This window comes from Streptomyces sp. 130 (genome assembly GCF_007096885.1).
Taxonomy (GTDB): domain Bacteria; phylum Actinomycetota; class Actinomycetes; order Streptomycetales; family Streptomycetaceae; genus Streptomyces.
Genome location: NZ_VJNO01000018.1, coordinates 43,684 through 68,219, shown reverse-complemented (window position 1 = coordinate 68,219; position 24,536 = coordinate 43,684). Strand labels below are relative to the sequence as shown.

The window sequence follows — 24,536 nt, the reverse complement described above, 5'->3', positions numbered from 1 at the left end:
CCGAAGCGGGAGTCGGGGCGTGCTGTCCCTTTTCACCGGTACGCGCCGGAGCCCGGCGCCCTCCGGGGGGGCGCCGGGCTCCGGCGGGTGGTGCGTGCCGCGCGCGGCCTGCGGTGATACGGGGCGCGGCTAGCCGCGGCCCGCGGTCTTCTGGGTCTTGCGGGAGACCGAGTCGATGATCACGGCGATGAGGAGCACCGCACCGGTGATCATGTACTGGATCGCGTTGGACGACAGGTTCATCTGGTTGAGGCCCTGGACGATCGACTGGATGACCAGGATGCCCAGGAGCGCGGACCAGACCTTGCCGCGTCCGCCGAACAGGGACGTACCGCCGATGACGGCCGCCGCGATGCACATCATGAGCTGGTTGCCGCCACCGAGCGAACGGGCGGCGCCGCCGGTCGCGGAGGCCAGGAAGAGACCGCCGACCGCGCCGAGCGTGCCGGAGATCATGAACACCGAGATGCGGATCCACGACACGTTGATGCCGGCGCGGCGCGCGGCCTCGACGCCGCCGCCGACCGCGAAGACCTGACGGCCGTACGTGGTGCGGCGCAGCACGAAGTCGGTGATGACCAGGATCGCGAGGAAGATCACCAGGGAGAGCGGGAGGCCCTGCTCCTGGTTGAAGGCGTACGCGGCGAGGAGGGCCAGGACCGCGAGCAGCGCGGTGCGCAGGATGATCTCGCTCTGCGGGCGGTGCGGCAGCTCCGCGGCCTTGCGGCGCCTCGCGTCACGCAGCTGGGTGAGGTAGAACGCGGCGATCACGACCACGGCGAGACCGTAGGCGGCGGCGATGTCCTCGAAGTAGTAGCTGGTCAGGTCGCGGACGAAGCTGCCGAGCGGGGTGGTGATCGTGGACTTCTCGCCCATCACCCAGGTCTGCATGCCGGCCCAGCCCAGGAAGCCCGCCAGGGTCACGACGAACGCGGGCACGCCGATCTTGGCGAAGACGATGCCGTGGAAGGCGCCGATGACCGTGCCGGACAGGATGCCGAGCAGGATGGCGAGGCCGTCGGGCATGTCCGTGCCGAGGACGGCCCACACTGCGCCCGCGAGACCGGCGACGGAGCCGACCGCGAGGTCGATCTCGCCCAGCAGCAGGACGAAGACGATGCCGACGGCCATGATGCCGGGGCCCGCCGCGTACAGCGTGATCTGGTCGAGGTTGTACGAGGTGAGGAAGTTGCCGGTCTCGGCCTGGAAGACGATGCCGATGATGATCAGGCCCACCACGACGGGCAGGGAGCCGATCTCGCCCGAGCGCACCTTGCGCTTGAACTCGGTCCAGTAGCCCTTGAAGCCCTGCTCGCGGACGAGCAGCCGGGGGTCGACGACGCGGACCGCGCCTTCCGCCGGCGCGGGCGCCTCGGCGGGCTCCGCCTGGGCCGGGACCTTGGCCGGAGTCTCGTTGGTGTTGCTCACTTGGATGCCTCCGCGCTGCGGGACTTGCGGCGGGTCACGGCGTTGTCCGTGGCGCCCGTGATCGCGGCGATGATTTCTTCGTGGCTGGTCGTCGCCACGGGGAAGACGCCGTTGTTGTGGCCGAGTCGCAGCACGGCGACCTTGTCGGCCACGGCCTTCACATCGGCCATGTTGTGGCTGATGAGGATGACGCCGAGGTTCTGCTCGCGCAGCCGCTCCACCAGGTCGAGGACCTGTGCGGTCTGCTCGACGCCGAGGGCCGCGGTGGGCTCGTCCAGGATCACGATCTTGGGGTTGCCGACCAGGGCGCGGGCGATGGCCACGACCTGGCGCTGGCCGCCGGAGAGCGCGGCGACCGGGATGCGGACGCTGGGGATGCGGATGGAGAGGGTGGAGAGCAGGTCCTGGGCCCGCTTCTCCATGGCGACCTCGTCGAGGACGCCGCCCTTCTTGATCTCGCGTCCCAGGAACAGGTTGGCCACGACGTCCAGGTTGTCGCAGAGCGCGAGGTCCTGGTAGACGGTGGCGACGCCGAGGTTCTGGGCGTCGTGCGGACGGCTGATGTCCACCTTCGTGCCCTCCCACTCGATGACGCCCTCATCGATGGGGTGGACGCCGGCGATCGTCTTGACCAGCGTGGACTTTCCGGCACCGTTGTCGCCGACGAGGGCGACCACTTCTCCGGCGTGGACTTCGAGATCGACACCGGAGAGGACCTGGACCGCTCCGAATCGCTTGAAGACTCCACGCAACGCCAGCACGGGCGTCTTTGACACGTGAACCATCTCCTTCGCCGCCTGACCGGCGGGGATGTGCCGCCTGACCGGCGGAGGCGCCGCGCCGCGGGGGCAGCGTCGGCATACGGGAAGCACTGGGGGGGGGTGAGTGTCCGGCACCCGGCCGGCAGCGGGGTGTGAGCCGGCCGGGGCCGGACAGTCATGGGGGCGGGCCGAGTCCGCCGTGCGGGGCGGACCGGGCCCGTACGCGCCGGGGCCGGCCGGCCCCGGCGCGAGGAGGGACTACTTGATGCCCAGCGCGGTGCACTTGGCGGCGATGTCCTTCACGCAGACGTCGGCGACCTGGTAGATGCCGTCCTTGATCACGGTGGACTGGATGTTGTCCTTGTTCACCACGGTCGGCTCGAGCAGCGTGGACGGAACGCCGTCCGTCTCGCCCTGGGCGCCGATGTCCTTGCCCTGGAGCAGGTTGACGGCGAACTTGGCGGCCTCGGGGGCCAGCTGCTTCGGCGACTTGTAGATCGTGAAGGTCTGCGTACCGGCGATGATCCGCTGGATGCCGGGGAGTTCGGCGTCCTGGCCGCCCACCGGGATGTCCTTGATGCCGGCGTTGGTCAGGGAGGTGATGATGCCGCCCGCCATGCCGTCGTTGGCGGAGTAGACGGCGTCGATCTTGTCCTTGCCGACCGAGGAGATGGCGGCGGTCATCTTCTCGCCGGCGATCTTCGGGTCCCACTCGCCGGACGCCTCGTAGGCGATCTTGATCTTGCCGTCGAGGGAGGCGTGGGCGCCCTTCTTGAACAGCCCGGCGTTCGGGTCCTTCTCGTCGCCGTTGATCATGACGAGGTTGGCCTTGGCCGCCTTGGCGCCGAGGGCGTCGAGGACGGCCTGGCCCTGCAGCCGGCCGATCTTCTCGTTGTCGTGGCTGACGTAGGCGTCGGCACCGGCGATGGCACGGTCGTACGCGACGACCTTGACGCCCTTCTTGTGGGCGTCGGCGACCCAGGCGGCGGACTTCTCGGCGTCCACCGAGGAGATCGCGATGACCTTGATGCCGTCGGCGATCTGCTGCTCGAACTGCTGCTTCTGCTGGCCGACGTCACCGCCCGCGTTGTTGTAGACGACCTCGCAGTCGGCGCAGCCCTTCTTGACCGCGTCGATGAACAGCGGCTTGTCCAGCGTCTCGTAGCGGGCGGTCTTGTTCTCCGGGAGGAGCAGGCCGATCTTGGTCTTGCTGCCCGAGTCCGCCGAGTCCTTCTTGTCGTCGCCGGCCTTGCCGCAGGCGGCGAGGGAGACGGCCATCGAAACGGCGGCCGTGCCTATGACGATGCGTCGCGTCATTGCGTTCATTGGGGGTTTGCCTCCCTGACGAGGCCGCAACGTCGCGGCCGAGGTGGCTGGAAGTCAACTCGGCCGCGAGGTCGGCGTCAAGGAGTAAATCCTTAACGAGATGACAACGGTGCCATCCGTTATCTAAGTGAAGGCAGGAGTGGCCGCGGGGAGGGTGCTCTCCAAAAGGGTCGAATCCCCCATCTCGCTGAGGACGAGCGCCAGCGCGCCCAGCACTTCCGCGCGGCCCCCCAGCGCCCCCGGGAGCACGGACAGCTGCCGGGCCGCGCTGGGGATGGCGTAACGCGACACGGAGTCCCTGATGGGCCCCAGGACCAGCTCCCCGGCCTCCGCCAGCGACCCGCCCAGCACCACGCGGCTCGGGTTCAAGAGATTGCAAAGGTTGGCCACTCCGCTGCCGATGTGGCGCCCGACGTCACCGATCACCCGCCGGCACCCCGGATCGCCCTCGCGGGCCAGCTGGACCACGCGCTCCATGGTCAGATCGGGGCCGTGGCTGGGCTGGAGCAGGGGCAGGACGTAGCGCGCGGCCGTGAAGGTCTCCAGGCAGCCGCGGTTGCCGCAGCGGCAGACCGGGCCCGATTCGTCCAGGGTGATGTGGCCGATCTCGCCGGCCGTGCCGCCGGGGCCCCGGTAGATGTGGCCGTCGATCACCAGGCCGGCGCCGACACCGCTCGCCACCTTGATGTACGCGAGGTCCCTGACCCCCCGGCCGCTCCCCCACACCAGCTCGCCGAGGGCTCCGAGGTTGGCGTCGTTGTCCACGTACACCGGCACGCCGAGGCGCGAGGACAGCTCGTCGCTGGGGTTGATGCCCGTCCAGCCCGGCAGGATCGACGTGGAGCCCAGCGTGCCGGACTCCACGTCGATCGGGCCGGGTACACCGAGCCCCACCCCGATGACCTTGCCGGGGCTGACGCCGGTCGTCTCGATCAGCCGGTTGACCAGCTGTTCCGCCCGTCCGAAGCCCTCCGCGGAGGAGGCGTCGACGTCCAGCGGCTCGGACTCCTCGGCGAGCACCTGGTGGGCCAGGTTGCCGACGGCCACGCGCAGGTGGGTGTGGCCGAAGTCGACGCCGATCACGATGCCCGCGTCCCCGCTGAGCGAGACGCTGCGGGCGCGGCGGCCGCCCGCCGAGGTGGGGGTCACCTCGACCGTGCCGCTGTCCTTCAGTTCGCGAACGATGTTGGAGACGGTGGCCGCGGAGAGGCCCGTGCTCCTGGCGATCTCCGCCTGGGTGAGCGAACCAGCCATGCGTACGGCGCGCACGACCCGCTCAAGGTTGGCGCGATGCAGAGACGTCTGCGACCCCGGAGTCTCCATCGACTCACTCACTCCTGCCATATTCTCCAACATGTGAACTCTAAGCTGACCGTTTTCGGGCGGGCCCCGTCAAGACCTTGAGCAGTGGGAGCCACGGGTGAGCGCCGCTCCCCGGCCCGCCGGCCCGGGCGAACTCCCCCGTACACAGACGAACCGCCCGCCGGCTGGGATGCCGGCGGGCGGTTCGCCTCGTTCGTAAGGTGCGTTCAGGGTGTACGGGGCGTTACTTGACCGCTCCCGCGGTCAGCCCCGCCACGACCTGGCGCTGGAAGATGATGTAGGCCGCGAGGACCGGCAGCATCGCCATCACCAGACCGGCGAAGAGCCCGGACCAGTCGCCCTTGTAGCCCTGGCTGTTGGCCAGTTCGACCAGCCCCTGCGAGAGCACCCGGTACTTCGGGTCGGTGTTCAGCACCGTCGGCAGCATGTACTGGTTCCACTGGCCGAGGAAGTTGAAGATGCCGACGCTGATCAGGCCGGGCTTGGCCATCGGCAGCATGACCTGGAAGAACGTCCGGGTGTGCGAGGCCCCGTCGATCATCGCGGCCTCCGCCACCGACCCCGGTAGCGTCCGGAAGAAGGAGGTGAGGAAGAAGACGGTGAAGGGCAGCGAGTACGCGATGTAGACCAGGATCAGCCCGTGCCGCGTGTTCAGCATCCCCATGTTGTTCATCACGAAGAACAGCGGGACCAGCGCCAGGATGATCGGGAAGCTCATCCCGCCGATGAACAGGTAGTAGATGAAGCGGTTGCCCGGGAAGTCGAACCGGGCCAGTACGTAGGCCGCCATGGAACCGAGCAGCAGCGTGCCGATGAGCGAACCGCCCACCACGATGATCGTGTTGAAGAAGTAGTCGCTCATGTGCGCCTGGCTCCAGGCGCGCGACCAGTTCTCGAAGTGGAGCTTGTCCGGCAGCGCCCACGGCGTCGACAGGATCGAGTCGTCGTTCTTGAACGAGGACATGATCGCCCAGAGCAGCGGCAGGACCACCAGGATCGCCCAGATGATCAGCACGCCGTGCGAGAAGACGTTGAGGACCTGCCCCTCGCTGCTCTTCTCCTTGCCGCCCGGGGCGGGCGACTTGGACACGGGGGCCGGTTCCGTCGCCGCGACCGCGGGAGGGGTTTCAGTGGCCTTCACGCGTGCTCACCTCGTACTACTGTCGAGCCGGCCGCCGCGGCCGGGCTGTCTTGCCTGCTGGGGGTCCGGGGAGCGCGCCCCGGGAAGCGCGGCATCAGAACTCCAGCCGCTCGCGCCGGCCCAGCCGCATCACGACGGCGGCGAACGCCATGGTGACGATGAGCAGTCCGACACCGATCGTCGTCGCGTATCCGGCCTGACCGTCGCGGAAGGCGGTCTGGTAGACGTACAGCGGCAGGATCGAGGTCGAGTAGTCGGGGCCGCCGGGGCCGACCGTCATGACCTGGACGGCCGTGAACGCCTCGACGCCGAGGGCCAGGATGCCCATGTAGACCCAGCCCGACTGGATGGTGTCCCAGAGCAGCGGGACGGTGATCTTGAAGAACGTCGTGATGCGGTTGGCCCCGTCCAGGAGCGCCGCCTCGTAGAAGTCCTTGGGAATCGAGGCCATTCCGGCCGAGAAGAGGACGACGAAGAAGCCGACCGTCGACCAGACCAGCACCACCATGACGCAGATCAGCGCCAGGTTCGGATCGCCCAGCCACTCCGGCTGGACCGAGTCGAGCCCGATGCCCTTCAGGGCCGAATTCACCATGCCGGAGCGCGGGTTGTAGGCGAACTGGAAGAGCAGGGCGACGATGACGATCGACAGGACCTGCGGGAAGAAATAGGCGATCTTGTAGAAGCCCGAACCCCGCACGCCGGAGACCGCGGCGTTCTTCCGCCGACGGCCTCCGACGTTGAGCATGAAGGCGAAGAAGAGCGCGAGGCCCAGCGTCACCAGCGGCAGCACCAGCACGAGAATCACGCTGTGCTGGAGCGACTTCCAGAAGATGTCGTCCTTCAGCATCCTGGAATAGTTGCCGAAGCCGACCATCTTGAAGTCGGGGCTCAGTCCGGTCCAGTCCGTGAAGGAATAGTAGATGGCCTGGATGAACGGCCAGATGACGAAGACCGCGTACAACACCAAGGGGACTACCAGGAACCCCACAATGAACCGGTACTTGCCGTGCTGCATCGTTTACCGACCCCGATCTTTCCGCGGGTGCCGCCGCTGGTGACGGTTGCTCACTGGTGCTTGTAGTGCTTGATGGACTGGTCCTTGGCCGCGGCGTCCGCGTAGGCCTGGATCTTCTTGATGGCCTCGGCCGGGGTCAGGCGGCCGGCCATCATCTCACCGAGACCGGCGGTGCCGATCTGCTCCTTCTGGAGCTTGACGTACCAGTCCTGCATGCGCGGGTTCACCACGTTGTCGCCGGCCTTCTTCAGCGCGTCGACACCGGCCTGCATGGCCGTGGAGAGGGTCAGGCCGTCGGTGCCGCCGTTGAAGGCGCTCAGCGACTTCACCTGCTTGGTGAAGTTCTTCGAGGACTCCTCGGAGAGCATGATGCGCAGCTGCTCCATGCCGCCCTGCGGGTTCTTCGCCTTGGCCGGGACGATGAAGGGCTCGCCGCCGGACGCCCAGATGGTGCCGAACGGCATCTTGTCGGACGAGTCGAGGCTGGACGGGGCCGCGACCATCATCTTGAAGTCGTCGGGCGTGGTCGGCGCCGCCTCGTTCTCCACCCAGGAACCGTTCGGGATGAAGAGCGCCTTGCCCTTGGTCCACTCGGTCTGCGACTGGATGTGGGTGAGGCCCGGGGTGCCCTTGAGGATGTAGCCCTTCTTGTAGAGCTCGTAGTACGCCTCGAAGGCCGCCTTGACGGCGGGGTCCTTCCACGCGTTGGGCTCCAGGTTGTCGATCTTGTCGAGAACCTCCCGGCCGCCGATCTTGGCGATGAACGGGTAGAGCGAGAACGGCAGGTAGTACGGGTACTTGCCCGGGTACGTCCAGCCCGCGATGCCCTGCTTCTTCGCCTTGGCGCAGAGGGCGAGCATGTCGTCCCAGGTCTCGGGGTACTCCGCGTCCAGCTTCTCCAGGTTGGTCTGCGAGTACCACACGCCGTACACGGTGTACGCGTAGTACATGATCCAGACCGGGTCGCCCTCGAACTGGCCCATCTCCAGCACGCCCGGGCGCAGCGTGTCGCGGACCTTCTTGTTCGGGTCGTCGTAGGACGGGGCGTCCATCAGCGGGGTCAGGTCGAGCAGCTGCTTCTTGCCGACGAGGACACCCATGTCCATCTGCTCGGCGCCCGAGTTGTCGATCAGGTCCGGCGGGGTGCCGCCGTTGAAGCGCGGCTGGAGCTGCGACTGGATCTTCTGCGTCGAGGTGTGCTTGACCTTGGCCTTCGGGAACGCCTCTCCGTACTTCTTCTCCGCGTCCTTGGCGTACTGGTCGCCGAAGCCGCCGTTGAAGATGACGACGTCGAGCGCGGCGCTCTCGTTGACGCCCAGCGGGTTCTTCGCGCTGGTCTTGCCCTTCTTCACGGGCTCGTCGCCACCGCTGTCGCCGCTCGCGCAGGCGGACAGGAAGCTCATGGTCGGAACGGTGATCAGACCGAGTGCGGCAGAACGCTTGATCACATCGCGACGGCCAAGGCCCTCATTGTTGTGGGCGGAGGTGGATCCCATGCTCAAGTCCTCGCCTTCTCCAGGACTCAGGCGGTGTGTACCGGTCGCCCCGTCGTAATTCGCCTCAGCGAAGGGCCCCGCCACCGCGGTCAGTTGCGCTTGGGTGGTACAGATTTCAGGCTAACGATTGCCGTGGGGGGCGTCAGGGGACCGAACAGCCGACGCACCTGCGGCGTCGCGTTGTTCTGCCCCCGTGTCCCCCAGCCGCACAACCGGTGAACCGGCTGTGCGGACGCCGACAGGTATAGTCCACTTGCCGCCAACTGAGCAAGATCGAAAGCAAGGTTGAACGGCAGTCTTTCCCGAGTTGAGACCTCGCGGATACCTCGACACTCCGGGCGCTCCTTCGGACGTAACGATTTCCGCATTCCGGTCGATTCGGCGGCGGACCGCGGACCAACTCCCTTGACATCATGAGCCACTTCACTCCCTACTTGTTCCTGCGCATCTTCTGACAACGTTGTCCAAGCGCACACTTCACCGGGAGGAATGGCTCGGCATGCACCCCCGACACCGTTCTCGTACGAGACGAAGCAGCACGGCAGCACTGATCGCGGCCTCTTTGGTCCTGGTCGTGACAGCCCCCACGGCGGCCGCCGCTCAATCGGCCGGGCCGGGCCCGAGAGGCCAAGGCCCCACGGGTGACCGGATGTTCAGCACATCCTTCGAAGAGGACGAGAAGCAGCCGGACTGGCGTAATTCCGTAGAAGAGGGCCCGGACGGAAAGAAGCGGTCATCGGGTGTCGATGGCGGATTCTCCTCCGGAATACCGGGCAATGTGACCGACCGGGTCACCGCCGTCCGCGCCAGCGACGAGAACACCGGCGGCGGGGAGGTGAAGGAGAACCTCGTCGACGGCGAGTCCCGGACGAAGTGGCTGTCGTTCGAGCCCACCGCCTGGCTGGAGTTCGACCTCACCGAGCCGGTGAAGGTCGTGACGTACGCGCTCACCTCCGCCGACGACCACGACGAACGCGACCCCCGGGACTGGACGCTCCAGGGCTCCGAGGACGGCAGGACCTGGACGGACCTGGACACCCGGACGGGCCAGACCTTCCACGAGCGCTTCCAGACCAAGTCGTACGACTTCCAGGCGGACAGGGCCTACCGGCACTTCCGCCTGGACATCACGAAGAACAACGGCGCCTCCGACGCCACCCAGCTCGCCGACGTCCAGTTCTCCGACGGCGACACCTCCGCCCCCGCGCCCTCGGACATGCGCACGCAGATCGGCAACGGCCCCTCCGGCTCCCCCACCGCGAAGGCCGGGGCGGGCTTCACCGGCAGGAAGGCGCTGCGGTACGCGGGCACCCACCAGGCGGACGGCCGGGCGTACTCGTACAACAAGGTGTTCGACGTGAACACCCGGGTCACCCGGGACACCGAACTGTCCTACCTGGTCTACCCGCAGATGGGCGAGACGGACCTGTCCTACCCGGCCACGCACGTCGCGGTGGACCTGGCCTTCACCGACGGCACCTATCTGAGCGACCTGCACGCCACCGACGCCAACGGCGGGCTGCTGACGCCGCAGGGCCAGGCGGAAGCCAAGCGGCTCTACGTCAACCAGTGGAACAAGGTCGAGTCCGGCATCGGCACGGTCGCGGCGGGCAAGACCGTCGACCGCGTCCTGGTCGCGTACGACTCGCCGAAGGGGCCGGCGAAGTTCCAGGGCTGGATCGACGACCTGAGGATCGCCCCCGCGAAACCGGAGAAGCGCAAGGCGCACCTCGCGGACTACGCCTCCACCATCCGGGGCACCAACTCCAGCGGCTCCTTCTCGCGCGGCAACAACTTCCCCGCGACGGCCGTCCCGAACGGGTTCAACTTCTGGACGCCGGTCACCAACGCCGGCTCGACCAGCTGGCTCTACGACTACGCGCGGGGCAACAACGAGGACAACCTGCCCACGCTCCAGGCGTTCGCCGCGAGCCACGAGCCGAGCCCCTGGATGGGTGACCGGCAGACCTTCCAGCTGATGCCGTCGGCGGCCTCCGGCACCCCGGACGCCTCCCGGACGGCCCGCGCGCTGCCGTTCCGGCACGAGAACGAGACCGCCCGGCCGCATTACTACGGCGTGACGTTCGAGAACGGCCTCAAGGCCGAGATGACGCCGGCCGACCACGCGGCGCGGATGCGGTTCACATATCCGGGCGAGGACGCGAGCATCGTCTTCGACAACGTCTCCAACGACGGCGGGCTCACCCTGGACCCGGCGACCAGCTCGTTCACCGGCTTCTCGGACGTGAAGAGCGGCGGCTCGACCGGGGCGACGCGCCTGTTCGTGTACGGCGTCTTCGACGCGCCGGTCACCGCGGGCGGCAAGCTCTCGGGCGGCGGCGGTGACGACGTCACCGGCTACCTGCGGTTCGACGCGGGCCGGGACCGCACGGTGAACCTGCGCCTGGCGACCTCGCTGATCAGCGTCGACCAGGCGAAGAAGAACCTGGCCGCCGAGATCCCCGCCTCGCGCTCCTTCGCGCGGGTCGAGGACGAGGCGCGGGACGCCTGGGACGGCCTGCTGGGCAAGGTGGAGGTCGAGGGCGCCACCGCCGACCAGCTGACCACGCTGTACTCCAGCCTCTACCGGCTCTACCTCTACCCGAACTCGGGCTCCGAGAAGGTCGACGGCAAGGACAAGTACGCCTCCCCCTTCTCGCCGCAGACCGGGCCGGACACCCCGACGCACACCGGCGCGAAGATCGTCGACGGCAAGGTGTACGTCAACAACGGCTTCTGGGACACCTACCGGACGACCTGGCCGGCGTACTCGCTGCTGACTCCTTCGAGGGCCGGCGAGATGGTCGACGGCTTCGTCCAGCAGTACAAGGACGGCGGCTGGATCTCCCGCTGGTCATCGCCGGGCTACGCGGACCTGATGACCGGCACGTCCTCGGACGTGGCGTTCGCCGACGCGTACGTCAAGGGCGTGGAGTTCGACGCGGAGGCGGCGTACGACGCGGCCGTGAAGAACGCGACGGTCGTCCCGCCGAGCTCCGGCGTGGGCCGCAAGGGGATGGAGACGTCCCCGTTCAAGGGGTACGCCGACACCACGACCCACGAGGGCATGTCCTGGTCGATGGAGGGTTACGTCAACGACTACGGCATCGCGAAGATGGGCGAGGCGCTCTACGCGAAGACGCACGAGCAGCGCTACAAGGACGAGTCCGAGTACTTCATGAACCGGGCCCGCGACTACGTGGAGCTGTTCGACGACAAGGCCGGCTTCTTCCAGGGCAAGGACGCCGAGGGCGACTGGCGGCTGCCGTCCGGTCTGTACGACCCGCGCGTCTGGGGCTACGACTACACGGAGACCAACGGCTGGGGCTACGCCTTCACCGCTCCGCAGGACAGCAGGGGCCTGGCCAACCTGTACGGCGGCCGGGACGGCCTGGCCGAGAAGCTGGACACCTACTTCGCCACCCCGGAGACCGGCACCCCGGAGTTCGCTGGCAGCTACGGCGGGGTCATCCACGAGATGACCGAGGCCCGTGACGTGCGGATGGGCCAGTACGGGCACAGCAACCAGGTCGCCCACCACGTCACGTACATGTACGACGCGGCCTCGCAGCCGTACAAGACGCAGGAGAAGGTCCGCGAGGTCCTGGGCCGGCTGTACACGGGCAGCGAGATCGGCCAGGGCTACCACGGTGACGAGGACAACGGCGAGCAGTCGGCCTGGTTCCTCTTCTCCTCGCTCGGCTTCTACCCGCTGGTGATGGGCAGTGGCGAGTACGCGATCGGCTCACCGCTCTTCACCAGGGCGACGGTGCACCTGGAGAACGGCCGCAAGCTGGTCGTGAAGGCGCCGAAGAACAGCGCGAAGAACATCTACGTCCAGGGCCTGAGGGTGAACGGCAGGAAGTGGACCTCCACCTCGCTGCCGCACGGCCTGCTGGCCAAGGGCGGGACGCTGGACTTCGACATGGGCCCGAAGCCGTCCGCCTGGGGCACCGGCAAGGACGCCGCGCCGGTCTCCATCACCCAGGACGACCGGGTGCCGTCCCCGCGCAAGGACGTGCTGAAGGGCGAGGGCCCGCTGTTCGACGACACCTCGGCCACCACCGGCACGGCCACCACGGTCGAGCTGCCCGTCCCGTCCGCCGCGAAGGGCGTCCAGTACACGCTGACCTCGGCCGCCCGTGCGACCGCGCCGAAGGGCTGGGTGCTGCAGGGCTCGTCGGACGGCAAGAGCTGGAAGGACCTCGACGAGCGGTCCGGCCAGTCCTTCGCCTGGGACAAGCAGACACGGGCCTTCTCCGTGAAGTCCCCCGGCTCGTACGCGCACTACCGGCTGGCGTTCGACGGTGAGGCGTCGCTCGCGGAGGTGGAGCTGATCGCCTGACCGCACTGAGCGGCACGGCCGGGCGGGGCCTTCCGGTCCCGCCCGGCCGTGATGCGTGCGGCAGGCTCCCCGACCGCGCGGGCCCGGTCACCCGCACGGCACACCGCGGACCGGGCGACCTGCCCCGCGACGCCACCCCCGCCGATTCCAGGCGCTGCGGCCGGACCGCGGCCGTGCGGCGCGACCGGCGTACCCGAGGAGCGGGGGGCCGCCGGACGGGATGCTCGACGCGATGGCCGAAGGCCCGGAGCGGGGCCGCCGGGCCGGGCCGCCGCGATCATGTGCGTTCCGGTGTCTCCGGGACCGCCGCCGCCGGGAAGAGGCTCTGGGGCAATGCGACGTTCCACGCGGTGATGACCGGGTTGCCGTGTTCCCGGCCCAGCCGGGACACGGCGCCCGTGGCCAGCTGGAAGAGCGTGCCCTCGGCCGGGGTCAGGCCCAGGTAGCGGGCGGTCAGGACGCGCAGGAAGTGGGAATGGGCGACGAGCACGACGTCGTCGCCGCCGGCGCGTCCGGCCGCCTCCGCGACCTCGGCCAGCACCCGGTCGGCCCGGGCCCCCACCTCTGCCGGGGTCTCGCCGGGGTGGGCCGCGGGGCCGGCGCCGACACCGTCGGTCCAGAGGTTCCAGTCGGGCCGGGTGCGGCGGATCTCGTCCGTGGTGATGCCCTCGTAGCCGCCGTAGTCCCACTCGCGCAGCTCGGGGGTGATGCGGGGCGCGGCCAGCCCGGCGAGTTCGGCGGTGCGCCGGGCCCGGACCAGGGGGCTGACCAGGGTGAGCGCGATGGACCGGTCGGCGAGCAGCGGGGCCAGGGCGCGGGCCTGGCGTTCGCCGAGGGGTGTCAGGGGCAGATCGGTGTGGCTGGTGTGGCGCCCGTTGCGGGACCACTCCGTCTCGCCGTGCCGGATCAGGATCAGCTCGCCCATGTGAAGGCCATCCGCTCTCAGTGCTGTTACCGCTCGTGTTCTGTACAGGCGCCAACCCGCCGGTCCACGATCGCATTCCGGCCGGGGCCGGGAGGGCGGGCGCGCCCGTGGGACGTCAGTCCCTGAGCCGTCCGGCGTCGGACGACGCCTCGGCGAACGCCCGGATGAGCGGCGGCTCCGCCGCGGTGCGCCAGACCGGGGCCCAGCCAGTCGCTGCCGCTGCTGTACCGGCTGGCTGGGACCAGGGCCCCGAGTCGTCCCCGCTGGGCCATGCCCGGCCGGACGCGCCGCCCATGCTGATGGTCCACGGCGATCTGGACCCGCGGGTGCCGGTGGCCGGCATCCGCGAGGTCGCCGAGCGGCTGCGCGACGCGTCCGAGAGCCCGGTCGTCTACGCCGAGCTGCGGGGCGGACACCACGCCTTCGACCTGTACCACTCGCTCCGCTTCGACGCGGTGGTGGACGCGGTCGAGGCGTTCACCGCCTGGGTCAGATCGCGGGAACGCTCGCCCCGGGCGTGACCACCACCGTCTCGTACGGCCGCTCCGTGTCCGCCGTGACCCGGAGCGCGCCGCCGTCGCGGACCACCTCGTACGTGGCGGCCGGCTCGCCCGTGAGGCCGGGGACGGTCACCGTGCGGTGGAGGTCGCCGGTGCCCTCGGGGGCGTACACGCGCAGCTGGAGGCCGTCCGTCCAGTCGCCGTCGGGCCGGGAGGCGTCCGCGCCGAGCGGGAGGACCGCGCCGGGGCGGACCAGCAGCGGGAGGCTGTCGAAGCCGTAGGTGTCCCGGTGCCAGGCCGGGCCGGTGACGGTCTCGCCGGTGAGCAGATGGGTCCAGGTGCCCTCGGGGACGTAGTACTCCACCTCGCCGTCCTCGCTGAAGACCGGGGCGACCAGGAGGTCCGGGCCGAGCATGTACTGCCGGTCCGCGGTGCGGGCGGCCGGGTCGTCCGGGAATTCGAGGAGCATCGGGCGCATGACGGGGACGCCGGTGCGGTGGGCCTCGACGGCGGCCCCGTACAGGTAGGGCATGAGGCGGTGCTTCAGCTCCGTGAAGCGCCGGGCGACGTCGACCGCCTCGTCGCCGAACTCCCACGGCACGCGGTACGACGAGGAGCCGTGCAGCCGGCTGTGCGAGGAGAGCAGGCCGAAGGCGAGCCAGCGCTTGAAGACCGCCGGGTCCGGGGTGCCCTCGAAGCCGCCGATGTCATGGCTCCAGAAGCCGAAGCCGGACAGGCTCAGCGAGAGTCCGCCGCGCAGGGACTCCGCCATCGCCTCGAAGGAGGACCAGCAGTCGCCGCCCCAGTGCACGGGGAACTGCTGGCCGCCGGCCGTGGCGGAACGGGCGAAGAGGACGGCCTCGCCCTGGCCGCGCTCCTGCTCCAGGAGCTCGAAGACGGCCTTGTTGTACAGGTGCGTGTAGTAGTTGTGCATGCGCTCCGGGTCGGAGCCGTCGTGCCAGACGACATCGGTGGGGATGCGCTCCCCGAAGTCCGTCTTGAAGCCGTCGACCCCCTGGCCGAGGAGGGTGCGCAGCTTGGCCTGGAACCAGGCGGTGGCCTCGGGGTTGGTGAAGTCCACCAGCGCCATGCCGGCCTGCCACTTGTCCCACTGCCAGACGTCGCCCTCGCGGGTGCGCACGAAGTAGCCCTTGTCGGCGCCCTCCGCGTACAGGGGGCTCTTCTGCGCGATGTACGGGTTGATCCAGACGCAGATCTTGAGGCCCTTGTCCTTGAGGCGGGCGAGCATGCCCTCCGGATCGGGGAAGACGTCCGGGTCCCACTCGAAGTCGCACCACTGGTACTCGCGCATCCAGAAGCAGTCGAAGTGGAAGACGGAGAGCGGGATGCCCCGCTCGGCCATGCCGTCCACGAACGAGGTCACGGTCGCCTCGTCGTACGCGGTGGTGAACGAGGTGGTCAGCCAGAGGCCGAAGGACCAGGCCGGGGGCAGGGCGGGGCGGCCGGTGAGCGCGGTGTAGCGGGCCAGGACCTCCTTGGGGGTGGGTCCGGCGACGACGAAGTACTCCAGCGTCTGGTCCTCGACGCTGAACTGCACCTGGCCGACGGCCTCGGAGCCGATCTCGAAGGAGACCTTCCCGGGGTGGTTGACGAAGACGCCGTAGCCGCGCGAGGAGAGGTAGAACGGGACGTTCTTGTACGCCTGCTCGCTGCTGGTCCCGCCGTCCGCCTGCCACATGTCGACGACCTGGCCGTTCTTGACGTACGGGGTGAACCGCTCGCCGAGCCCGTGGATGGTCTCGCCGACGCCCAGCGCGAGCTGGGCGAACATGTGGTGGGCGCCGTCGCCGGTCGTGGCGAAGGCGGTGCCCTTGCGTCCGGCGGCGGTCAGGACGCGCCCGTCCGCGTCCCGGAACTCCAGGCCGAAGCCGTCGGCGGGGAGCCGGAGGGTGAGCGGGCCGCTGGTCAGCTCGGCGGCCCCGCCCTCCTTCCGGGTGGTGGCGGCGGGGTCACCGGTGGCGCCGGGCAGGGCGAAGTCGGGGCCCGGGTGGCGCTTGCCCGCCAGATGGGTGACGCGGACGCCGATGACGCCTTCGGCGGGGGCGTACGCCTCCACGGTGATCAGCGGGGCGTTCAGGGTGTCCCCGCGCCGGGTCACGCGCTGGACCGCCGCGTAGGCGGTGAGGCGGTCGGGGTCGAGGCGGAGGTCGCGGAGTTCGGTGGCGTACGAGGCGTGCACACCGTCTCGCATCTGCCAGAAGCCGTCGGTGAACTTCATGGGGGGGTCCGTTCCTGTGGGTCCTGATTTTGATCGTACACAAAACAAATCATTTTCGAAGCGCTTCGATTCACTGATCGGAACCCTTGAATCCGCCTGAACACCGATACCTGGACCCCCTTCGACCGGGCATGTTGCCCCTGTGTGACGTGCACGTCACCAGGACGGTCTAGAAAACGGGCGACCTCATGACGTATTAGTACTGGCAGCAAACAAATCGGTCGGACGGCAGCGCAGCCGCCCGGGCCCTTGCCGACAAGAGGCAGCTGTATGTCGAACCGCTTCACCCCACGGGCCGCCGTCCCGCTCACCGTCGTCTCCGCGCTGATCGGCGGTGCCGTCCTGGCGGGCTGCGGCCAGCAGCGGGACCCGGACGTGTACACCGTTCTGAACTCCTCGACCGACGAGTCGTACCACCGCTGGGACGCCGAGACGCTGGCCCGGTGCAGCAAGCAGCTGGGGGTGACCATCGAGCAGCAGAGCGTCCCGGCCTCCCAGGTGATGACCAAGGCGCTGCGCATGGCGTCCTCGAAGTCGCTGCCCGACGTGCTCCAGCTGGACGCCTCCGAGATGCCGACGTTCGCCGAGGCGGGCGGGCTGATCCCGCTGAAGGACCTCGGCCTGACCACGGAGGACATCCCCGAGGGGATCGTGAACTTCGGCTCGTACCGGGGGACGTACTACGGGGCCGCGCGCACGGTGAACACGCTGGCGCTCTTCTACAACAAGGACACCCTCGACAAGGCGGGCCTGAAGGTCCCCACCACCTGGGCCGAGATGCGCGAGACCGCGAAGAAGCTCACGCAAGGCAAGCGGTACGGACTGGCGCTCAGCGCGGGCGGCGCGGAGGACGGCGTCTTCCAGTTCACGCCGTTCATGTGGTCCAACGGCGGCGACGAGACGAAGCTCGACAGCCCCGAGGTGGCCGGGGCGCTGGACTACTGGAAGAGCCTCCTCAAGGACGGCTCGCTGTCCAAGTCGACGGTCAACTGGACCCAGGCCGACGTGAACGACCAGTTCATGGCGGGCAACGCGGCCATGATGATCAACGGCCCCTGGCAGGTGGAGACCCTGAACTCCAAGAAGGGGCTGAACTGGGGCATCGCCGAGATCCCGGTCCCGAAGGCCGGCGACGACTCGGTGGGCCCGCTGGGCGGCGGCGTACTGACCGTGCCCAACACCGGTGACGAGAAGCGCGAGAAGATGTCCGCGAAGATCATCGGCTGCATGTCCGGCGAGCAGGAGGAGATCACCTACGCGCTGAACAGCTGGATGGTCCCGGCCAACGAGAAGGCCGCCGCCGAGTGGCGCAAGAAGGTGCCCGAGCTGGACGCCCTGGCCGACCAGGTCGCCACGGCCCGCTCGCGCACCGCCAAGCTCGGCGCGCGGTGGTCGTCCGTCTCCCTCGCGCTCCAGAGCGCGTTCCAGTCCGCCCTGACCGGCGAGTCGAGCGAGGCCGCGCTCAGCCGCGCCCAGAAGCGCGCGACGAGCGGGAACTGAGGTATACGAACCATGTCGACCACCACCGCTGCCCCGGCGCTCGCGACCACGAAGACCGTGAAACCGCCGAACCCCGCCCGCATCCGTCGCCGCAGGCGGCTCGCCCAGTGGGGCTTCATCGCCCCCGCCGTGATCTTCATGGCGCTGTTCTTCGGCTACCCGCTCGTCCGCAACATCGTGATGAGCTTCCAGGACTACTCGCCGTCCACGTTCTTCACGGGGAAGTCGCCGTTCAACGGAACGGACAACTGGAGCAAGGTCTTCAACGACGAGCTCTTCGGCAAGGCCCTCTGGCACACCATCCTGTTCACGATCGGCTCGCTCATCGGGCAGTTCTGCATCGGCCTCGGCCTGGCCGTCTTCTTCAACCGCCGCTTCCCGCTGAACGGTGTGCTGCGGTCGCTCATCCTGCTGCCGTGGCTGGTGCCGATGGTCGTCTCGGGCGTCGTCTGGCGGCGCATCCTCGACCAGGACACCGGCGTCCTCAACTCGTTCCTCGGCACCATCGGCCTCGGCGGCGACACCCCGTGGCTGACCAGCACCAGCATGGCGCTGATCTCGGTGATCCTGGTGAACATCTGGATCGGCATCCCGTTCAACATGGTGATCCTCTACGGCGGCCTCCAGGAGGTCCCCAAGGAGCTGTACGAGGCGGCCTCGCTGGACGGAGCCTCCGCCTGGCGGACGTTCCGCTCGATCACGCTGCCGATGCTGCGGCCGGTGATCACCGTGGTCCTGGTGCTCGGCTTCATGTCGACGGTCAAGATCCTCGACCTGATCCTGGCGCTCACCGACGGCGGACCCGCCGACTCCACCCAGACCCTCGGCACCCTCACGTACCAGAACTCCTTCGTCCAGCTGGACTTCGGAGCCGGTGCCGTGGTCGGCAACATCCTTATCCTGATCTCCGCCGTCTTCGCGGTGTTCTACCTGCGGGCCAACCGCAACGAGGGGAAGTGACCGGCATGGCGAGCACCGTGCGTACCCCCGCCGCGCCCACGCGGAACAACGGCCGGCCGAAGCGGCGCTGGGGCGCCATGGTCTTCGGCATCCTGGTGCTGTGCGTGATGCTGTTCCCGCTGTACTGGATGGTGAACACCGCGCTCCAGCCCGAGTCCGGACTGCTGGAGGTCGACCCCGTCCCGCACGGCCTGGACCTCTCGGGCTTCCGCTCGGCGCTCACCGACCAGGGCGGCAATCTGCTGACCTCGCTCGCGGTGGCCCTCGGCGCGGTCGTCATCTGCCTGGCGATCTCGGCGCCCGCCGCCTACGGGCTGGCGCAGTTCAAGCTGCGCGGCACCCGGACGATCGTCTTCGGCACGCTGATCACCCAGATGGTGCCGGGCATCGTCATCGCCAACGCCCTGTACAGCGCGTACGTGGATCTCGGCCTGGTCAACTCGTACGCCGGTCTGATGCTGGCCGACGCCTCGCTCGGCATCCCGTTCGCGATCGTGCTGATGCGGTCGTTCATGGTGGCGATCCCGCGCGAGGTCATCGAGGCCGCCGAGGTCGACGGGGCCGGGCGGTTCCGGACGTTCGTGCAGGTCGTGCTGCCGATGAGCCGCAACTCGCTGATCACGGCCGGGCTGTTCTCCTTCCTGTACGCGTGGAGCGACTTCATGTTCGCGCTGACGCTGAACACCACGGACGACGTGAAGCCCATCACGCTGGGCATCTACCAGTACATCGGCGCCCACGTCGGCGACTGGGGCTCGGTGATGGCCGCTTCCGTGCTCTCCGCGGTCCCGGCGGCGGTGCTGCTCGTCCTGTCGCAGAAGTACATCGCCGCCGGGATCACCGGCGGCTCGGTCAAGTAGGGGTATCCATGGATAAGTTTCCGGTCTTCCCGCCCGGTTTCGTCTTCGGCGCGGCCACGGCGTCGTACCAGATCGAGGGCGCCGCGCGGGAGGACGGACGCGGCCCGTCCATCTGGGACACGTACAGCCACACGCCCGGCAGGACGGACGGCGGCGACACCGGTGACGTGGCCTGCGACCACTACCACCGCTACCGCGAGGACGTGGCGCTGCTGCGCGAGCTGGGGGTCGATTCGTACCGCTTCTCGATCGCCTGGTCGCGCATCCTGCCGGAGGGCTCCGGCGCGGTGAACCCGAAGGGCCTCGACTTCTACTCCCGGCTGGTGGACGAGCTCCTGGCGGCGGGCATCGAGCCGGCCGCCACCCTCTACCACTGGGACCTGCCGCAGGCGCTGGAGGACCGGGGCGGCTGGCGCGTACGCGAGACGGCCGAGCGGTTCGGCGAGTACACGGAGATCGTGGCGGAGCACCTGGCCGACCGGGTGCCGCGCTGGATCACCCTCAACGAGCCGTGGTGCAGCGCGTTCCTCGGCTACTCCGTGGGCCGGCACGCGCCCGGCGCGCAGGAGGGGCGCGGTGCCCTGGCCGCAGCGCACCACCTGCTCGTCGGCCACGGCCTGGCGATGAAGGCGCTGCGGGCGGCGGGGGTCCGCGAGGCGGGCATCACGCTGAACCTGGACCGCAACGTCCCGGCCGCCCCGACGGACGCCGACCGGGCGGCGGTGGTCCGCGCGGACACCCAGCACAACCTGGTGTGGACGGAGCCGATCCTCGCGGGCCGCTACCCGGCCACCGAGGAGGAGACCTGGGGCGAGCTGATCACCGGACAGGACTTCCGGCGCGACGGCGACCTGGACCTGATCTCCCAGCCCCTGGACTTCCTGGGCATCAACTACTACCGCCCGATCGTGGTGGCCGACGCCCCGTACCGCGAGCCGGACCCGGCGCTGCGGGTCGCCACGGACAACCGGTACGCCGAGGGGCAGTACCCGGACGTGCGGCGGACGGCGATGGGCTGGCCGGTCGTCCCGGAGTCCTTCACCGATCTGCTGACCGCGCTGAAGGACACCTACGGGGACGCGCTGCCGCCGGTGCACATCACGGAGAACGGCTCGGCGGAGCACGACACCGTGGAGCCGGACGGTGCGGTGCGGGACGCGGACCGGGTGGAGTACCTGCGTACGCATCTGACGGCGCTGCGGTCCGCGATGGACGCGGGCGTGGACGTCCGGGGCTACTACGTGTGGTCGCTGCTGGACAACTTCGAGTGGGCGCTCGGGTACGCGAAGCGGTTCGGTATCGTCCGGGTCGACTACGACACCCTGGAGCGCACCCCGAAGGACAGCTACCGCTGGTATCAGGCGCTGATCGCGGCGCACCGGGGCTGAGAGCCCGGAGACGCGACGAACGCCCTGTCCACCGCTGTGTGCGGTGGACAGGGCGTTCGTCGTACGGGTGGACTGGTCAGGCGCGTCGCCGGGCCCACATCGGGCTGATGAAGGCGATGAGCACGGCGGCCACACCGATCTGGAAGATGTGGCGGATCCAGTCGATGCCCCCGGTGTCACGCACCCCGAAGGCGGTGGCGAGGGCGTTGCCTGCGATGGCGCCGACGATGCCGAGCAGGACGGTCAGCCACAGGGGAATGGGCTGACGGCCGGGCACGACCAGCTTGGCCAGCAGGCCGATGATGAGTCCCGCGATGATGGCCCACAGAAATGACACGACAACTCCTCTTCTACCGCTGTCCGACTGGTTTCGGGAAGCTGACTTCCGCCTGCCCGGCCCACACCGGTGTACGCATGCCGCCGCGGACGAACGTGTCCGGCCCCTGTGCGGTGTCCGCATTCCGGGGCGAAGGCGTTGGGTTGACCTCATTTCGACAAACCCTTGGAGACGTGAGGGAGTCGTGAAAGGATCATCCTCAATTCCGTGGCGTGTCCCCGTATCCCGCGGCGCGTCACGCCTCGCCCCACCATCCATGGAGAACTACGTGGCCAAGATCTCTGGCCTGCGGCCCGGACGCGCTGCCGCCCGTCTCGCCGCCGCCGCGATAACCGCGGCCCTGGTCGTCACCGGCGCCTCCGCCGCCTCCGCCGCCGACGTCGGCGACGCCCCCATGTACGGCCTGACGGGCATCGACAGCTCGGGGACCGCGTACCACTACGCACCCCTGGGCGACGGCACCATCTCGTCACGCGTCGAGCTCCAGACCGGCATGACGGGCCTCGCCTTCGTCGGCCTGGTCGACCACAACGCGGACAACCTCGCGGACGGCCGCTGGCAGCTCGGCACCACGGGCAACATCTGGTACTACTCCGCCGACAACTCCGACGCGGTGAAGGTCGGTTACGGCTGGGACATCTACAACACCGTCGTCTCGGTGGGCCAGTTCGGCGGCGCCGAGGGCGGCGACCTGCTCGCCCGCGACAACAAGGGCGACCTCTACCTGTACCTGGGCTACGGCGACGGCAAGGTCACCAAGCGCCTGAAGGTCGGTTACGGCTGGGACATCTACACCCAGATCGCGGGCAACGGCGACCTGGACGGCGACGGCAAGAACGACCTCGTCGCGCGCGACAAGTCCGGCGTCCTGTGGCTGTACAAGGGCACCGGCGACCAGCACGCCCCGTACGCCAAGCGCACCAAGATCGGCAGCGGCTGGAACCAGTACAACACCGTCTTCGCCGCCGGTGACCTCACCATGGACGGCCGGACCGACCTCGTCGCCCGCAACTCCAAGGGCGAGCTGTACCTGTACGAGGGCACCGGCGACGCGGCCGCCCCCTTCAAGTCGAAGGCCCTCATCGGCACTTCGGGCTGGAACTCGTACCGCCTCTTCTTCTGAGCCGGTCACGGACACAGTGGTTACACAGTCATGACGAAACGTGCAGGTTTCGCTTACGAAACAGTGACACGATTCCCATGAATCGGTGGCCCGCCGCCAACGTGCGGCGGGCCGCTTCCACTTCACGATCCATGGAGTACTTGTGGCCAAAACCACTGGCCGGCACCACACCCGCATAGCCGCTCGCGCGGCAGCCGCGGCGCTCACCGCCGCCCTCGTCGCCACCGGCACCTCCGCCGTGGCCGCCGACGCCCCGCAGCCTTCGCTCAGCGCCTCGGCCAACCAGCCCGCGACGGCCCCCGCCGCTGCCGCCGCCGCTGCCACCCCGGCCTTCCGGCTCTACGGTGCGAACTCGGCAGGCATCCTCTACTCGTACGGGGCCAACGGCAAGGGCGGCCTCACGGCCCGCGCGTACTCGGGCAAGGGCTGGACCGGCGTCTCCGCTCTCATGCAGGTCGACCACCAGAACAACGGTCGGAGCGAAGGCCTTTGGTTCCGTGAGGAAAACGGGAACATGGGCTACATGGAGTTCGACGGTACGCCCGTGAAGATCGGCTACGGATGGAACATCTACAGCAAGATCGTCTCCCCCGGCCAGATCGGCGGCGCCGCCGGCGGTGACATGCTCGCCGTCGACACCAAGGGCGACCTGTACGTCTACCTCGGCTACGGCGACGGCACGATCACCAAGCGCATCAAGGCCGGTTACGGCTGGAACATCTACAGCGCGATCGCCGGCAACGGCGACCTGAACGGCGACGGCAAGAACGACGTCGTCGCGCGCGACAAGTCCGGCGTCCTGTGGCTGTACAAGGGCACCGGCAACCAGAAGGCGCCGTTCGCCAAGCGCACCAAGATCGGCAGCGGCTGGAACCAGTACGACCGCCTGGTCTCCACGGGTGACATCAACGAGGACGGCAAGACCGACCTGATCGCCCGCAAGGGCGGCGAGCTGTACCTGTACAGCGGGACCGGCAACGCCTCGGCGCCGTACAAGGCCAAGAAGCTGATCGGCACGAGCGGCTGGAACGCCTACAAGTTCCTCTTCTGACCTCTCGTCAGTCGTTCCACGCACAATCCAAGAGGGCCGCATTCCTGACGACAGGGGTACGGCCCTTTGCCGTAACAACAGCCCACTCCGGTCATATCTGGCAGAAAATCACCCCTCTTATTCTTGAAAAGCTATGGGCATTTGAGGATGAAACGCACCAAACGAAACGTTGACGAAACACCTGGCGATCGCTAGGCTCCACGAGTTCTTTTCATCTCTCACACATCCCGGCGACAGGGAATCAAGTGCCCTTCGCGCCCGGAAGGGACTGGCGTGACTTACCGATCCTTGAAGACTCTGATCGCTGCAGCCGCAGGAACATTGCTGGCGGTGGCAGCCATACCGCTGGCGTTCGCGAACGAGCCGGCCGGGTATACGACTTCCGACGAGACTCCGCCGTCCGCAATCGAAGATTTCGCTTACCCCGGCGCGGATTCCATATTGGCTTCCAAAGGAATTGAGCTGAAGAAGGGGGACGGTCACATCCTGCTCGCAGAATGCGACTACACGGTCGATCAGATCAGGGTCTCGACCGTCAAGGACACGACCGTGGGACGCGACGGTCTCTACTGCTTCCGCGCCACCGGCGCGACGGGATACCTCACGCTGACGCTCCCCCGGGTTTTCGCCCTGGAAGCCGCAGACCACCCCATCAGCGCGGACCTGACCGCAAACGGTCAGACCCAGACGATCGACGTGGCCGAGGGGGGCTGGAAGTCCGTCGGCGAAGGCACTGTCGGGGGTGCCCGGTCGGTACTTGTGGAGATACGCGTCACCGGCTGATCACGCCCTCGTGAAAGGAACTGAAGGAAAGA

Annotated in this window: 19 protein-coding genes; 9 read left to right on the top strand and 10 right to left on the bottom strand. The window is 68.6% G+C overall.

The window, feature by feature from the left end:
• Positions 1–129: 129 nt before the first annotated feature.
• The 7 genes from FKN01_RS17480 to ngcE form a co-directional block, all read right to left on the bottom strand.
• A complete protein-coding gene (locus FKN01_RS17480; protein ID WP_143621515.1) occupies positions 130–1,428 on the bottom strand; it encodes a sugar ABC transporter permease in 1,299 nt (432 codons plus the stop codon).
• Positions 1,425–2,213 carry an ATP-binding cassette domain-containing protein gene (locus FKN01_RS17475; RefSeq protein WP_143621512.1) on the bottom strand — a complete coding sequence of 263 codons (789 nt, stop codon included), beginning with the start codon at positions 2,211–2,213 and terminating at the stop codon, positions 1,425–1,427. Before FKN01_RS17475 ends, FKN01_RS17480 begins: the two co-directional genes overlap by 4 nt.
• A 234-nt stretch (positions 2,214–2,447) precedes the next feature.
• On the bottom strand, positions 2,448–3,515 hold the full coding sequence (locus FKN01_RS17470) for a sugar ABC transporter substrate-binding protein (RefSeq protein WP_398932650.1): 1,068 nt from the start codon (positions 3,513–3,515) through the stop codon (positions 2,448–2,450).
• A gap of 123 nt (positions 3,516–3,638) precedes the next feature.
• A complete protein-coding gene (locus tag FKN01_RS17465; RefSeq protein WP_143621651.1) occupies positions 3,639–4,838 on the bottom strand; it encodes an ROK family transcriptional regulator in 1,200 nt (399 codons plus the stop codon).
• Between the two features lie 223 nt (positions 4,839–5,061).
• Positions 5,062–5,979: a carbohydrate ABC transporter permease gene (locus FKN01_RS17460; protein WP_143621506.1), complete on the bottom strand. Its 918-nt coding sequence runs from the start codon at positions 5,977–5,979 to the stop codon at positions 5,062–5,064.
• Positions 5,980–6,073: 94 nt separating this feature from the next.
• A complete protein-coding gene (locus FKN01_RS17455; RefSeq protein ID WP_143621503.1) occupies positions 6,074–6,997 on the bottom strand; it encodes a carbohydrate ABC transporter permease in 924 nt (307 codons plus the stop codon).
• A gap of 50 nt (positions 6,998–7,047) precedes the next feature.
• On the bottom strand, positions 7,048–8,493 hold the full coding sequence (gene ngcE, locus FKN01_RS17450) for an N-acetylglucosamine/diacetylchitobiose ABC transporter substrate-binding protein (RefSeq protein ID WP_143621500.1): 1,446 nt from the start codon (positions 8,491–8,493) through the stop codon (positions 7,048–7,050).
• Between the two features lie 499 nt (positions 8,494–8,992).
• Here ngcE and FKN01_RS17445 point away from each other — a divergent pair, with 499 nt between their 5' ends.
• Positions 8,993–12,838: a GH92 family glycosyl hydrolase gene (locus FKN01_RS17445; protein ID WP_260696929.1), complete on the top strand. Its 3,846-nt coding sequence runs from the start codon at positions 8,993–8,995 to the stop codon at positions 12,836–12,838.
• 277 nt (positions 12,839–13,115) lie between these two features.
• Here the strand turns inward: FKN01_RS17445 and FKN01_RS17440 are convergent, their stop codons facing one another.
• Positions 13,116–13,763: a histidine phosphatase family protein gene (locus tag FKN01_RS17440; RefSeq protein WP_143621497.1), complete on the bottom strand. Its 648-nt coding sequence runs from the start codon at positions 13,761–13,763 to the stop codon at positions 13,116–13,118.
• Between the two features lie 107 nt (positions 13,764–13,870).
• Here FKN01_RS17440 and FKN01_RS17430 point away from each other — a divergent pair, with 107 nt between their 5' ends.
• A complete protein-coding gene (locus tag FKN01_RS17430) occupies positions 13,871–14,284 on the top strand; it encodes a S9 family peptidase (protein ID WP_260696928.1) in 414 nt (137 codons plus the stop codon).
• Here FKN01_RS17430 and yicI read toward each other — a convergent pair.
• Entirely contained in the window at positions 14,253–16,502 is a 2,250-nt protein-coding gene (yicI, locus tag FKN01_RS17425; RefSeq protein WP_143621491.1) for an alpha-xylosidase, read from the bottom strand. The two genes, FKN01_RS17430 and yicI, sit on opposite strands and share 32 nt — an antisense overlap.
• A gap of 270 nt (positions 16,503–16,772) precedes the next feature.
• Here yicI and FKN01_RS17420 point away from each other — a divergent pair, with 270 nt between their 5' ends.
• Genes FKN01_RS17420 through FKN01_RS17405 form a run of 4 tightly spaced genes read left to right on the top strand, consistent with a single transcriptional unit; the run spans position 16,773 to position 21,210 of the window.
• Positions 16,773–18,002, top strand: a complete 1,230-nt coding sequence (locus tag FKN01_RS17420) for a sugar ABC transporter substrate-binding protein (protein ID WP_143621488.1) — start codon at positions 16,773–16,775, stop codon at positions 18,000–18,002.
• A 12-nt stretch (positions 18,003–18,014) separates the two neighbouring features.
• Entirely contained in the window at positions 18,015–18,962 is a 948-nt protein-coding gene (locus tag FKN01_RS17415) for a carbohydrate ABC transporter permease (protein ID WP_143621486.1), read from the top strand.
• A 5-nt stretch (positions 18,963–18,967) separates the two neighbouring features.
• The gene (locus tag FKN01_RS17410) at positions 18,968–19,822 is read left to right on the top strand and encodes a carbohydrate ABC transporter permease (protein ID WP_143621483.1); all 855 of its coding nucleotides are present in this window, start codon (positions 18,968–18,970) and stop codon (positions 19,820–19,822) included.
• Between the two features lie 8 nt (positions 19,823–19,830).
• Positions 19,831–21,210 (top strand): GH1 family beta-glucosidase, encoded by a 1,380-nt coding sequence (locus FKN01_RS17405; RefSeq protein ID WP_143621480.1) that lies wholly within the window; start codon positions 19,831–19,833, stop codon positions 21,208–21,210.
• 76 nt (positions 21,211–21,286) lie between these two features.
• Here the strand turns inward: FKN01_RS17405 and FKN01_RS17400 are convergent, their stop codons facing one another.
• Entirely contained in the window at positions 21,287–21,547 is a 261-nt protein-coding gene (locus FKN01_RS17400; RefSeq protein WP_073966161.1) for a GlsB/YeaQ/YmgE family stress response membrane protein, read from the bottom strand.
• A gap of 268 nt (positions 21,548–21,815) precedes the next feature.
• On the opposite strand from FKN01_RS17400, the gene FKN01_RS17395 reads away from it, so the two are divergent.
• The 3 genes from FKN01_RS17395 (at position 21,816) to FKN01_RS33250 (ending at position 24,504) form a co-directional block, all read left to right on the top strand.
• Entirely contained in the window at positions 21,816–22,670 is an 855-nt protein-coding gene (locus tag FKN01_RS17395; protein WP_260696927.1) for a VCBS repeat-containing protein, read from the top strand.
• Between the two features lie 142 nt (positions 22,671–22,812).
• Complete coding sequence (locus tag FKN01_RS17390; protein WP_143621475.1) at positions 22,813–23,721, top strand: VCBS repeat-containing protein; 909 nt, start codon at positions 22,813–22,815, stop codon at positions 23,719–23,721.
• 288 nt (positions 23,722–24,009) lie between these two features.
• The gene (locus tag FKN01_RS33250; RefSeq protein WP_260696926.1) at positions 24,010–24,504 is read left to right on the top strand and encodes a hypothetical protein; all 495 of its coding nucleotides are present in this window, start codon (positions 24,010–24,012) and stop codon (positions 24,502–24,504) included.
• Positions 24,505–24,536: the final 32 nt, after the last annotated feature.